The organism is Staphylococcus muscae (assembly GCF_003019275.1).
GTDB classification, from domain to species: domain Bacteria; phylum Bacillota; class Bacilli; order Staphylococcales; family Staphylococcaceae; genus Staphylococcus; species Staphylococcus muscae.
Map to the genome: position 1 here is coordinate 308,004 of NZ_CP027848.1, position 13,565 is coordinate 321,568.

The window sequence follows — 13,565 nt, forward strand, 5'->3', positions numbered from 1 at the left end:
CAGTGGGGCATGTAGACGCATGCCCCTTTTATAATGTTAATTTAACATATGAGATTGGTATAATCAACTTTAACAACCTAAAAAACCAACCGCTCAAAATTGAGCGAGTTGGTTTTCTCCAATTAAATGTTGAAGTCCTTTAAAAAATCATCTGTTGCAACTTTTGGTTCAAAGTTTTCTGGGATTTGTTCAGTACGTACAACGAGAACGTCACAAGTTGCATGGCGAACAATTGCTTCTGATACAGAGCCTACGATGAAGCGTTCCACAGCATTTAGACCAGATGTACCACACATGATAAGGTCGACATCAAGTTGTTCTTCGCTTGCCATTTTAGGGATTAAAGACTTAGGTGAGCCGAACTCTAAGCGAGTTTCAACATCAACGACACCTTCGTCGATTGCTACTTTTTTGTATCCGTCTAATAATTTCTCAGCGAATGTTCTTGATTTTTCTGTGAAGTGAGAATCATATACTTCAAAAGATGTGTAAGTTCTTGAATCGATGACATTGATGATAGTCAGTTTGGCGTTGTTACGTTTTGCAACTGCAACGGCTTTGTTGAATGCCCACTCTGCTTCATGAGAACCATCGACTGCGATTAAAATGTTTTTATACATTAGCATAGCAAAAACCCCTTTCCTTTTTCACCATTATTATATCATAAATTCATGGAAAATGGGATCATTATGATTGCGCTTACAACGAAGTATGGAGTATTATTGAGTTGGAGGTGTAGGAGTATGAAAATTGGAATTCCTAAGGAGATAAAGAATAATGAAAACCGTGTGAGTTTATCACCGAGTGGGGTACACGCCCTAGTTGAAGCAGGTCACACAGTTCTTGTGGAAAAGAGCGCTGGTGAGGGGTCTTACTTTGAAGATAAACATTACATCGAAGTAGGTGCGCAAATTGTGGACACTGCTGCAGAAGCATGGGACGTAGATATGGTAGTTAAAGTTAAAGAACCTTTAGAAGAAGAGTACGGTTTCTTTAGAGAAGGTCTTGTGTTATTCACATATTTACATCTAGCAAATGAACCGGAATTGACTGAAGCGTTAGTTGAGAAAAAAGTGATCTCAATTGCGTATGAAACAGTTCAATTACCAGATCGTTCATTACCATTATTAACACCGATGAGTGAAGTGGCAGGGCGTATGTCTGCACAAATCGGTGCGCAATTCTTACAAAGATTAAACGGTGGTATGGGAATCTTATTAGCTGGTATTCCAGGCGTTCCAAAAGGAAAAGTAACAATTATCGGTGGCGGTCAAGCAGGCACGAATGCGGCGAAGATTGCTCTCGGTCTTGGGGCAGATGTTACAATTCTTGATGTTAATGCAAAACGCCTACAAGAGTTAGAAGATTTATTCGATGGACGCGTACATACAATTATGTCAAATCCATTAAACATTGAAGAAAATGTGAAGCAAAGTGATCTTGTAATCGGTGCCGTATTAATTCCAGGTGCTAAAGCGCCAACACTTGTTTCTGAAGATATGATTAAACAGATGAGACCAGGTTCAGTAATTGTTGATATCGCAATTGACCAAGGTGGTATTTTCGAAACAACAGATAAAATCACAACTCATGATGACCCAACTTATATTAAACACGGTGTGGTTCACTATGCAGTTGCGAACATGCCAGGTGCGGTGCCACGTACTTCTACAATCGGCTTGAACAATGCGACATTACCATACGCATTGCAACTTGCTAATAAAGGTTACAAGCAAGCATTACTTGATAATGAACCATTATCACATGGCTTGAACACATTTAACGGCTTAGTAACAAACAAAGCAGTTGCTGAAGCATTCAATCGTGAATACACGCCAGTGACTGACGTTTTATCATAATAACAATAAAAGTCCTACAACTTGAAATAGTTGCGGGACTTTTTTGTATAACCAATATTGGAACCTAATAAACTCATATGTTGGGAGTGTCCCCGCTTCATATGACAAATTTATTTAGGATAATGTGACAAGCTTTCATAACCATCAGCAGTTACAAGAATATCGTCTTCAATACGAACACCTGCTACGTTTGGCACGTAAATGCCTGGTTCAATTGTGATAACCATTCCAGCTTCTAAAAGGTTATCGTTTGTATTTGACACATCTTGATATTCATGTGCTTCAAGACCTAAACCATGTCCTAAGCGATGTGGGAAATATTCACCGTATCCTGCTTTTTCAATGACACCGCGTGCAATCTCATCAAGTGTGCGAATAGTAACACCTGGTTTGATGGCATCGATGGCAGCCTGTTCAGCTTCTTTTACGATATTGTAGATATGATTTGCTTCATCACTTGGTTGACCAAATGCAATGGTACGAGTAATGTCGCTGCAGTAGTGGTCGTAAATAACACCTAAGTCGAATAATACATATTCATCGTTTTGTAATGTTCTGTCACCCGGCGTACCATGTGGTGCAGCAGCATGATCACCAAATAGAACCATCGTATCAAAACTCATCTCACTCACACCGTGCTTTTTAATTTCATTTTCAATGTGGTTGACGACTTCACGTTCAGTGACGCCTGGTTTCAAGTATGCCACTCCGATTTCTACACATTTATCAGCAAGTTTAGCTGCATGACGCATTGCATTAACTTCTGCATCTGTCTTGATATTGCGCAACGTCTTTAATGTAAGATCTAGTGCTTCGAACGATTGAACGCCGAATTCAGCTTCTAATTCTCGTGCACGTTTAACGGTTAGATGTGTTTCTTCAATGAGCATTTTCGGATATTTTGCTGAATGTTTTGCGTAAGGGTTCTCTGTATCGAGATAGCCGATGATGTTTCCTTCATATGGAGATGCTTTTACTTCTTCAACATCGAGTTGTGGCACGAATAGTGTTTGTATACCATCTTTTGTTACGAGTAATGCGAATAGGCGTTCATGTGGTTCACTCTTAAAACCTGTAAGATAGAAGATGTTGATAGGGTCTGATACCCATGCAGCATCTGCTTGTTGTTCTTGGAGTGTTTTTGTGAGTTGTTCAATTTTTGTCATGGTAATCCTCCTTCGTCTCTGTCATTCTTAATTGTAAGCGACTTATTCTTAAAATTCAAACAGGGAACGATGTGTATTCGTACTGAACACGTGGTATAGTTACATTGAGTAGAATAAAAGGAGGATGACACAATGAAATTATCTTTTCATGGACAATCAACAGTTTATTTCGAAGCGAATGGGAAAAAGGGGATTATTGATCCGTTTATTACAGGAAATGATTTAAGTGACCTTAACGCTGATACATTAGAAGTGGATTATATCATTTTAACGCATGGTCACGAAGATCATTTCGGTGATACATTATCACTAGCGAAAAGAACGGGCGCCACAGTGGTTTCAACAGCTGAAATTGCCAATTATTTATCGACTGCGAAAGGGATTGAAAATGTACACCCGATGAACATTGGGGGACAATGGCAGTTTGATTTTGGTAAATTAAAATTTGTTCAAGCCTTCCATAGTTCAAGTTTATTAGATGACAATGGTGTACCTGTTTATTTAGGCATGCCGATGGGTGTTATTTTGGAGTTAGAAGGAAAAACAATTTATCATACCGGTGATACTGCATTGTTTAGCGATATGAAACTCATTGCAGACCGTCACCCTGTGGATGTATGCTTTATTCCAATTGGAGATAATTTTACGATGGGGATTGAAGATGCAAGTTATGCAATTAATGAATTCATTCAACCGAAAGTATCTGTACCGATTCATTTCAATACATTCCCACTTATTGAACAAAATCCAGAAGACTTTAAGGCAGCTGTCAAACATGGAGAAGTTCAAGTGTTAAAACCGGGTGAAGCAGTACAATTTTAATAACTGTATAAATATGAAAAAGTGAGCCTGTCAAACATTCCACATGATAGGCTCACTTTGTTAGTTATTTTACGATTAGCACAGGGATCTTCGCACGTTTTGCGACTTTGTGACTGACACTGCCTAAGACAAACTTTTTATTGTCTTCTGCTTTACGGTTACTCAAGACGACAATGTCGTATTTTCCACTATTCGCATATGCGACGATTTTGTCTTTTGGGTTGCCACGCTCTAAGATTTCTTCGTATGTGATGTTGTTAGATTCTAATGTTTCACGAGTGGGTGCCATTTTCTCATGACGAATGGATTCCAATTCATTGATGTGTGTGCCCATTTTAACGGATGCTTGTGCATCTTGTTCGCCGATGACGTTCAACAATGTGACTGTTGTTCCTTCTCCTGAAAGTTTTACAACTTCTTGTAGTGCTTTGGCATTTTTCAAATCTGTGTCGACTGCGAGTAGTATATTTTTATGCATCTCAATCAACCTCCCTAACACTAGTGTAAACAATATCCTATTAAATTGCCATGCATTCAAAGGAATTTCTGTGAGAATCTGTATTTTAGTTAAGACGTATAAACGTGCAAAAAGATGACGAAAAAAGTTATAATAGATAAGGTATGTACAATGGTTGTTTTAAAATTATTTTGGGGCGTCGCAACATCTTAATGAGTGTTCTGTTCGATTGCGTGCAATATGAAAAGGTGTGAATGATTTAATGACAAAGCATGAACAAATTATCAAGCACATTGAGAACTTGACGGTTGGTCAAAAAATCTCTGTGCGTAAAATAGCGAAATATTTAGATGTTTCTGAAGGGACAGCTTATCGAGCAATCAAGGATGCAGGTCAACGTGGACTAGTCGCAACGATTGATCGTGTCGGGACTGTCCGCATCGAACGAAAAGCACGACAACATATGGACAATCTCACGTTTGGAGAGATTGCGAAAATTATAGATGGACACTTTATCGGTGGGCGTTCCGGACAATTTAAAACATTGACGAAGTTTGCGATAGGTGCCATGGAAGTGAACAATGTAGTCCATTATGTATCAAAAAATACGTTATTAATTGTTGGGAACAGAGTAGACGTACAAAAAGCAGCATTAGAGAAAGGAAGTGCTGTTTTAATTACAGGTGGCTTTGACACAACGAGTGAAATTAAACGAATGGCTGACGAAAAAGAACTTCCAATTATTTCATCAAATTATGATACGTTTATGGTTGCGAATATGATCAACCGTGCGATGTACAATAAAATGATCAAGAAAGAAATTTTAGTCGTGGAAGATATCGTCATTCCAATTGAAGAGACGTCTTATTTGATGGAAACTTTAACCGTGCATGATGTACGCAATAAGTCGAGTGAATCGGGGCATTCTCGATTTCCTGTTGTGGACACACAAGTGCGCTTAACCGGGTTGATTACGAGTAAAGACATTATTAATCGTGATGCGGGTGAGATGATCTCACAAGTAATGACGAAGCCAGCGATTAGCGTGCAGTTACATACAACTGTCGCAAGTTGTGCACATCTCATGATCTGGGAAGGGATAGAGTTACTTCCGGTTACAGGAGTCGACCGTGAACTACTCGGTGTGATTTCACGAGAAGATGTGCTAAAAGCAATGCAAGTCGTTGGTAGACAACCACAAGTAGGCGAAACAATCAATGATCAAGTGGCAAAGCATATCGAGATTAGAAACCATCAAATTTTTGTTGAAATTACGCCACAACTGTCCAATCAGTTTGGGACTTTAAGCAAATCTGTATCTGTTGCAATTATTGAAGAAACGATACGATCTGTCATGAGAAAAAATAAAAAAGTAGAGGTTATGATTGAAAGTTTAAATATCTTTTATATCAAAACCGTTCAAATAGAAAATGAAATAGAAGTACAATATCAAATTTTAGACATGGGACGTAACTTCGCAAAAGTAGAAGTGACGATGGAAAGTAATCAAGCGCCCGTTGCGAAAGCTTTGATTATGTGCCAATTACTAGACCACTAGGAGGATAAAAATGAATACCTTTGAACAAATTATCTCGAAAGTTGAATCATATGAAACAATTATCATTCATCGACACGTACGTCCAGACCCGGATGCATTTGGTTCGCAATTTGGCTTGAAACGGTTTTTACAAGCGAGATATCCGGAAAAACAAATCTTTGCGGTTGGTGAGATGGAACCCTCATTAGCATTTATGGGAACACTCAATCAAGTTGATGATCAAACGTATCAAGATGCACTTGTCATTGTGTGTGACACGGCAAACGCTCCTCGTGTTGACGATGAACGTTTTAACAAAGGACAAGTATTAATCAAAATTGATCACCATCCACCCGTTGATCAATATGCGGAGATTAACTATGTCGATACTGATGCATCATCAACAAGTGAGATTATTTACCAAATGATTGAAGCAGTCGATGGTTTGTCACAGATGAATGCGTCAATTGCATCAGCGCTATATCTCGGTATCGTCGGAGATACAGGACGCTTTTTATTCAATAATACAACACCAAGAACACTGGCAATTGCCAGTGCATTATTAACATACGACATTGAACATACAGCGCTATTAAATCAACTCGGTGAGAAAGATCCACACCTCATGCCATTTCAAGGATATGTACTGCAAAATTTTGTGTTAGAAGATAATGGTTTTTGTTATGTGAAGATAACGAAAGATGTCTTGGCAACATATAACGTGAGTGCATCAGAAGCGTCTTTATTTGTGAATACCATCGCTGATTTGAAAGGTTTGAAAGTTTGGGTATTTGCGGTTGATGAAGGTTCAGAGATTCGCTGTCGTATTCGATCTAAAGGTATCGTTATAAATGATGTTGCTGCTGATTTTGGCGGTGGGGGTCATCCGAATGCATCTGGTGTTTCTGTGGGTGACTGGGATGCATTTGAACAGTTGGCAACGCAATTGCGCGCAAAAGCACAATAGGCTGTATAAAAGTTAGAAAGAGGTGAGTAAAAATGGTTGCACATTTGAATATTCATTCGGCATATGACTTGTTGAATTCGACGTTGACGGTGAAAAGTGCGGTTGAAAGAGCAAAAGCGGCTGGGTATTCAGCAGTCGCATTAACTGATTTAAATGTTATGTATGGCATTCCTCAGTTTTACAATGTGTGCCAAGAAGCAGGGATAAAAGCATTGCTTGGTATGACAATCCATGTCACCGATCATTTGACACAACGCGAAACAATCATTATTGCCAAAAATAACGATGGTTTACAACGATTGTTCAAACTCTCTACTGATATCAAAGTGCAGCATCAAGCAGAAGTAGATATTGCTGATTTGCCAAGTTATGTTGAAGATACGGTTATCATTTTTAAAAATATGCATGATGACACAATCGATTGGCTAACACATTTGCCAAACTCTACGACTATATATGTTGATGAAACATCATCATCCTATGAAGCTTATCCTAAAGTGTGGGCTCGGCCTGCTTATTGTGCATATCTAGAAGATCGAGAAGCGCTTAAAACATTGGCAGCAATACGTGACAATACGAAAGTCAACTTGATTGAACAACAGCATGAACCTGCAACACATATTATTGACGTAGAAACGTTAAAAGAGCATCAGGTTCAAGAAGCTTTATTGTCAAGTACGGATGATATTGCAGCGCTTTGTGATGCGCACATACAATACCATCAATCGTTGTTACCAGAGTTTCAAACGCCAAACGGTGAAACGGCAAATGAATATCTGTGGCAAAAACTCACGACAGCATTAGCAGAACGACAATTGCAGACAAAAGATTATCAAGAACGACTGGATTATGAGTTCGATGTCATTACGAGAATGGGTTATGCGGATTACTTTCTTATTGTAAGTGATCTCATTGGGTATGCGAAGGATAACGGAATTCTCGTCGGTCCTGGTCGTGGTTCGTCAGCGGGATCATTAGTCAGCTATTTATTAAATATCACGACGATTGACCCGTTGCGTTATGACTTGCTATTTGAGCGTTTTTTAAATCCTGAACGAGTAACAATGCCGGATATTGATATCGATTTTGAAGACACACAACGTGAAAAAGTTATTCGTTACGTCCAAGAAAAATACGGGGAATTTCGTGTGTCAGGTATTATTACTTTCGGTCATTTATTAGCAAAAGCTGTTGCACGTGATGTTGGACGTGTTATCGGTTTTGACGAACCAACGTTGAGTGAAGCTTCAAAACTTATCTCTATGAGTGGACAACAAACATTAAAAGAAGCATATCATTTCGAGCCTTTTCAAACATTTGTAAAACGCAATCATCTACACGAAAAATGGTACGAGCTTTGTTGCCAGCTAGAAAGTTTACCACGTAATACGTCAACGCATGCCGCAGGTGTCATCGTCAACGATAGACCATTATACGAGTCGGTTCCTTTAACTGAAGGGGATACAGGATTATTAACCCAATGGACGATGACGGAAGCGGAACAAATTGGCTTGTTGAAAATTGACTTTTTAGGATTGAAAAATTTAACGATTATTCATCAAATTATTAAGCAAGTTTCACGGGATAGAGATATTCATATTGATATTGAACAGATTCCATTTGATGATAAGGATGTTTTTGCGATGCTCTCAAAAGGTGAAACAACTGGTATTTTCCAGTTGGAGTCACAAGGTGTTAGAGATGTGTTAAAGCGACTGCAACCTGAGCATTTTGAAGATATTGTTGCGGTGACTTCGCTTTATCGTCCCGGTCCAATGGATGAAATTCCAACGTATATTACACGTCGTCATGATCCACAACAAGTGCAGTACCTTCATCCAGACTTGGCACCTATCTTGTCCCGTACATATGGCGTTATTATTTATCAGGAACAAATCATGCAGATAGCCAGTCAATTCGCTGGATTTAGTTATGGTGAAGCGGACATATTAAGACGTGCGATGAGTAAAAAGAATCGATCTATTCTTGAGAGTGAACGACAACACTTCATTGATGGTGCAGCAAAGAAGGGTTACGACAATGCGCTTAGTGGACAAATATTTGATTTGATACTCAAATTTGCCAACTACGGTTTTCCACGTGCCCACGCAGTAAGTTACTCTAAGATAGCTTATATCATGTCATACCTTAAAGTGCACTTTGCCCCTTATTTTTATGCAAACATTTTAACGAATGTTATCAATAATGAAGATAAAACGGCGCAATTTATACAAGAAGCTAAACAACATCAAATAAAGATTCATGCGCCTAACATCAATCACAGTCAATGGCGCTATGTTGCGACACGAGAAGGGATGTATATCTCGCTCGGTGCCATCAAAGGGGTTGGGTATCACAGTGTGCAAGCAATCATCAGTGAACGCATCGAAAACGGTCAGTTCAAAGACTTTTTTGATTTTTGTGATCGCATACCTAATCGCATTCGTACGAGACGTTTGTTAGAAGCGTTGATTTTTGCTGGGGCGCTCGATTGTTTCGGTAAAAATCGTGCTACTTTATTACAGTCGATTGACCTGATTGCTGATACGAGTTCTGAAGTAGATCAGTCACTTATTGAGCATTTTGCGACGGTGAAAAAAGAATATCACGATACCGATGAAATGCCTGATGAACAGCTTAGCGCATATGAGAAAGAATATTTGGGGTTTTATGTGTCACTACATCCAATTGAAAAATTATTTTTGAAAAAGCAATATTTAGGTATTCACCGCATTCATAAGCAAGCGCTGAATCAACCCATTCTCGTTACAATAGAACGTTCAAGAGTGATTCGAACAAAGTCGAAAGGGCAACAAATGGCCTTTTTAACATTAAATGACGGTCAACAAACGATAGAAGGCGTTGTGTTTCCATCTGTATTCCAACAACTATCTTTTAAATTGGAGCCACAAGCCCCTTATGTCATTCATGGTAAGTTTGAATGGCGTCAAGGACAACGTCAAATCATCATTAACCAACTTGTGCCATTAAATACATTTGAAGTAGAAAAATTAAAACATATTCAACAAATTGTCATACGAAAAGAACTTTCCGATGAGGTAACAAATCGTTATTTAACAGCGACAAGTCGTACAAGTATTCCTGTCTCATATTTTGATGAACAATCAAATCGGATGACACAAATCGGCGTTATCGATAATCAACACGATCGTTTAGAATCATTTATACAATTATTTGAACCAAACGATATCCGTTTATTATAATGTAAAAGATATTGCGTTATCTTGAGTAATTTTAATTTGAAAGTTAAGAAAGAATGGAAACGCTTTATTCGCTTGTCCTGTTTGTAGAAGATATTGTTAGAACTATGATATAGTAAGATGATGATTTACAAAAAATGCACTCTAGCGATTTTGCGCAGGTGTTTTGAATCAAAATAGTTTACCCCAATCATAAGTAAAATGGAGATGATCAGAGATGTCTTTAAGAGATGATGCACTACAAATGCATTTAGAAAATCATGGTAAGCTTGCTGTAAGCCCTAAAGTGAAGGTAACAAACAAGCAAGAATTGAGCTTGGCTTATTCACCCGGTGTTGCAGAGCCTTGTAAGGATATACATGAAAGTCCAAATAAAGTTTACGATTATACAATGAAAAGTAATACAGTTGCAGTTATTTCAGATGGAACAGCTGTACTCGGCCTAGGCAATATTGGACCTGAAGCAAGTATTCCTGTGATGGAAGGGAAGGCTGTATTATTTAAGAGTTTCTCAGGTGTAGATGGAATTCCGCTCTCACTTGCAACAACTGATACAGAAGAAATCATTCGAACAGTCAAACTTCTCGAGCCAAACTTCGGTGGTGTCAATCTTGAAGATATCTCAGCGCCACGCTGTTTCGAAATAGAAGAGCGACTCAAAAAAGAGACGAAGATACCTGTTTTTCATGACGATCAACACGGAACAGCCATTGTGACGATGGCAGGTCTTATCAATGCATTGCGCATCGTAGGCAAAGAATTGTCAGATATTCGAGTGGTACTTAACGGTGCTGGCGCAGCAGGTATTGCAATTGTTAAGTTATTGTATTCATACGGCGTGCGAAACATGATTATGTGTGACTCACAAGGTGCCATTTACGAAGGTCGTCCACATGGTATGAACCCTACGAAAGAAACAGTAGCAAAATGGACGAATAAGGACAAAGTTGAAGGTAAGTTAGTCGATGTGATTAAAGATGCTGATGTGTTTGTTGGTGTGTCTGTTGCGAATGCATTGAGCGAAGAAATGGTGAAGTCTATGGCAGACGATCCAATCATTTTTGCGATGGCAAACCCTAATCCAGAGATTACACCTGATAAAGCAAAAGCTGCGGGTGCAAAAGTGATTGGAACAGGACGTTCGGACTTCCCGAACCAAATCAATAACGTATTGGCGTTTCCGGGAATTTTCCGTGGTGCATTAGATGTTCGCGCTACACATATCAATGAAGATATGAAGCAAGCTGCTGTTGAAGCAATTGCCAACTTGATTGCAGAAGATGAGCGTCATTCAGATTATGTTATTCCTGAGCCGTTTGATTATCGTGTTGCACCTTCTGTTGCACGAGAAGTGGCACGAGCAGCGATGGAATCTGGTGTGGCACGAATTGAAGTAGACCCAGAAGATGTCTATCGCAAAACAATTGAACTTTCTGAATTAAAAGGGAATGCATAAATTAACTAGCATGTACAGTTCCCCCTAAAAATTATTTAACAGAATAAAGGTTGAGCACTATTTGTCGATTTCCGATATAATGTCTCAACCTTTTCTGAAGGTGAAAGGCTAGGTTTCATATATCGAAGACTCGATGTGATGGCTGCATACAGACCTAGCGCTTCTTCGCCGATTTGTGGAGGTTATAATATGTTTAAAGACTTTTTTAATCGCAATTCGAAAAAGAAAAAGTATGTAACGGTTCAAGATTCAAAGCAAAATGATGTCCCAGATGGCATTATGACGAAATGTCCTAACTGTAAAAAAATTATGTATACGAAAGAGCTCACAGAAAACTTAAATGTTTGTTTTAACTGTGATCACCATATCCAACTCTCAGCATATGGACGTATCGAAGCCTTAGTGGATGAAGGTAGTTTTGAAGAGTTTGACCAAGGTATGACCTCTGCAAACCCATTAAACTTTCCAGGGTATGAAGAGAAAGTAGAAAAAGATCAGAAGAAAACAAACCTAAACGAAGCTATTGTCACAGGTGTTGCTAAGTTGAACGGTATCCCATTCGGAGTCGGCGTGATGGATCCAAGATTTCGTATGGGGAGTATGGGATCCGTCGTTGGTGAAAAAATTTGTCGTATTGTCGATCACTGTACAGAACATCGCCTGCCATTCGTATTGTTTACAGCATCTGGTGGTGCCCGCATGCAAGAAGGTATCATTTCATTGATGCAGATGGCAAAAACTTCTGTTTCACTAGAGCGACATTCTGAAGCAGGTCAATTGTTCATTTCATATATGACGCATCCGACAACCGGTGGTGTTTCAGCAAGCTTTGCTTCTGTTGGAGATATCAATCTTGCTGAACCAAAAGCGTTGATTGGCTTTGCAGGGCGTCGTGTCATTGAACAAACTATTAACGAAAAGTTACCCGATGATTTTCAGACAGCAGAGTTCTTATTAGCACATGGCCAATTGGACAAAGTGGTACACCGCAGTGAGATGAGAGAGACACTCGCAACACTGTTTGAAATGCATCGTGAGGTGAAATAAATATGTTAGAATTTGAAAAATCGATAGAAGCAATTAAGAAGAAAATTCAATCTTTAGAAGAAACACAAAGTAAAAATGATGTTGATTTGACAGACGAAATTGAGATGTTACAAGCGGCTCTTGAAAATGAAAAAGAGAAAGTTTACACATCATTGAAGTCATGGGATCGTGTTCAACTTGCACGCTTACCTGAACGACCGACTGTTCTTGATTACATACCGTACATATTTGATGACTTTATCGAATTACATGGAGATCGGAGTTTTAGAGATGATCCATCAATGATTGGTGGATTGGCATATTTCGATGGCAAGCCTGTAACTGTCATAGGTCAGCAGCGTGGTAAAGATACAAAAGATAACATATATCGTAACTTTGGTATGGCACATCCGGAAGGGTATCGTAAAGCATTAAGATTGATGAAGCAAGCAGAGAAATTTCAACGCCCAATCATAACGTTTATTGATACGAAAGGAGCCTATCCGGGTAAAGCTGCAGAAGAACGTGGACAAAGTGAATCTATTGCGAGAAACTTAGTCGAAATGGCATCCTTAACTGTTCCAGTCATTGCAATTGTTATTGGTGAAGGTGGTAGCGGAGGTGCACTTGGACTTGGTGTTGCCAATCGCTTACTAATGCTTGAAAATAGTACGTATTCAGTTATTTCTCCAGAAGGTGCTGCTGGCATATTATGGAAAGATAGTAGTCTCGCTAAAATTGCAGCTGAAACAATGAGAATTACAGCTTATGATTTACTTGAGTTGAATGTAGCAGATGATGTCATTAAAGAACCATTAGGTGGGGCGCATCATGACGTGCATATGCAAGCGAGCCGTATTAAAAAAACTTTGACAAAGCAACTAGAAGATTTTCAACATATGGCACCGAACGATATACGAGAAGACAGATATCAAAAGTATAGAAATATCGGGACATTTATTGAATAGTAAAATGATAACAGTTATTGTGTTAAAATAGCATAATAGCTGTTTTTTTTAATAAACATATCACAAGTCCATATTTTTAAAGGGTC

General features: G+C 38.9%; 11 protein-coding genes. 8 read left to right on the forward strand and 3 right to left on the reverse strand.

The window, feature by feature from the left end:
- Window positions 1-122: 122 nt before the first annotated feature.
- The gene (locus C7J88_RS01465; protein ID WP_095116496.1) at window positions 123-626 is read right to left on the reverse strand and encodes a universal stress protein; all 504 of its coding nucleotides are present in this window, start codon (window positions 624-626) and stop codon (window positions 123-125) included.
- 117 nt (window positions 627-743) lie between these two features.
- On the opposite strand from C7J88_RS01465, the gene ald reads away from it, so the two are divergent.
- Window positions 744-1,859 (forward strand): alanine dehydrogenase, encoded by a 1,116-nt coding sequence (gene ald / locus C7J88_RS01470; RefSeq protein ID WP_095116498.1) that lies wholly within the window; start codon window positions 744-746, stop codon window positions 1,857-1,859.
- 110 nt (window positions 1,860-1,969) lie between these two features.
- Here ald and C7J88_RS01475 read toward each other — a convergent pair whose 3' ends face one another.
- Window positions 1,970-3,025, reverse strand: a complete 1,056-nt coding sequence (locus tag C7J88_RS01475; protein WP_095116500.1) for a M24 family metallopeptidase — start codon at window positions 3,023-3,025, stop codon at window positions 1,970-1,972.
- Window positions 3,026-3,157: 132 nt separating this feature from the next.
- Here C7J88_RS01475 and C7J88_RS01480 point away from each other — a divergent pair, with 132 nt between their 5' ends.
- Window positions 3,158-3,847: a metal-dependent hydrolase gene (locus C7J88_RS01480; RefSeq protein WP_095116502.1), complete on the forward strand. Its 690-nt coding sequence runs from the start codon at window positions 3,158-3,160 to the stop codon at window positions 3,845-3,847.
- A 64-nt stretch (window positions 3,848-3,911) separates the two neighbouring features.
- Here C7J88_RS01480 and C7J88_RS01485 read toward each other — a convergent pair whose 3' ends face one another.
- The gene (locus tag C7J88_RS01485; RefSeq protein WP_095116503.1) at window positions 3,912-4,325 is read right to left on the reverse strand and encodes a universal stress protein; all 414 of its coding nucleotides are present in this window, start codon (window positions 4,323-4,325) and stop codon (window positions 3,912-3,914) included.
- A gap of 241 nt (window positions 4,326-4,566) precedes the next feature.
- On the opposite strand from C7J88_RS01485, the gene C7J88_RS01490 reads away from it, so the two are divergent.
- From C7J88_RS01490 to C7J88_RS01515, 6 genes are all read left to right on the forward strand, one after another.
- Complete coding sequence (locus C7J88_RS01490; RefSeq protein WP_095116505.1) at window positions 4,567-5,862, forward strand: DRTGG domain-containing protein; 1,296 nt, start codon at window positions 4,567-4,569, stop codon at window positions 5,860-5,862.
- A 10-nt stretch (window positions 5,863-5,872) separates the two neighbouring features.
- A complete protein-coding gene (locus C7J88_RS01495; protein WP_095116506.1) occupies window positions 5,873-6,808 on the forward strand; it encodes a DHH family phosphoesterase in 936 nt (311 codons plus the stop codon).
- 32 nt (window positions 6,809-6,840) lie between these two features.
- A complete protein-coding gene (locus C7J88_RS01500) occupies window positions 6,841-10,032 on the forward strand; it encodes a DNA polymerase III subunit alpha (protein WP_095116508.1) in 3,192 nt (1,063 codons plus the stop codon).
- A 214-nt stretch (window positions 10,033-10,246) separates the two neighbouring features.
- On the forward strand, window positions 10,247-11,485 hold the full coding sequence (gene ystJ / locus C7J88_RS01505; RefSeq protein WP_095116509.1) for an NADP-dependent malic enzyme: 1,239 nt from the start codon (window positions 10,247-10,249) through the stop codon (window positions 11,483-11,485).
- Window positions 11,486-11,674: 189 nt separating this feature from the next.
- Complete coding sequence (gene accD / locus C7J88_RS01510) at window positions 11,675-12,532, forward strand: acetyl-CoA carboxylase, carboxyltransferase subunit beta (RefSeq protein WP_095116511.1); 858 nt, start codon at window positions 11,675-11,677, stop codon at window positions 12,530-12,532.
- Window positions 12,533-12,534: 2 nt separating this feature from the next.
- Window positions 12,535-13,479, forward strand: coding sequence for an acetyl-CoA carboxylase carboxyltransferase subunit alpha (locus C7J88_RS01515; RefSeq protein ID WP_095116513.1), 945 nt, complete (start codon window positions 12,535-12,537; stop codon window positions 13,477-13,479).
- Window positions 13,480-13,565 lie beyond the last annotated feature (86 nt).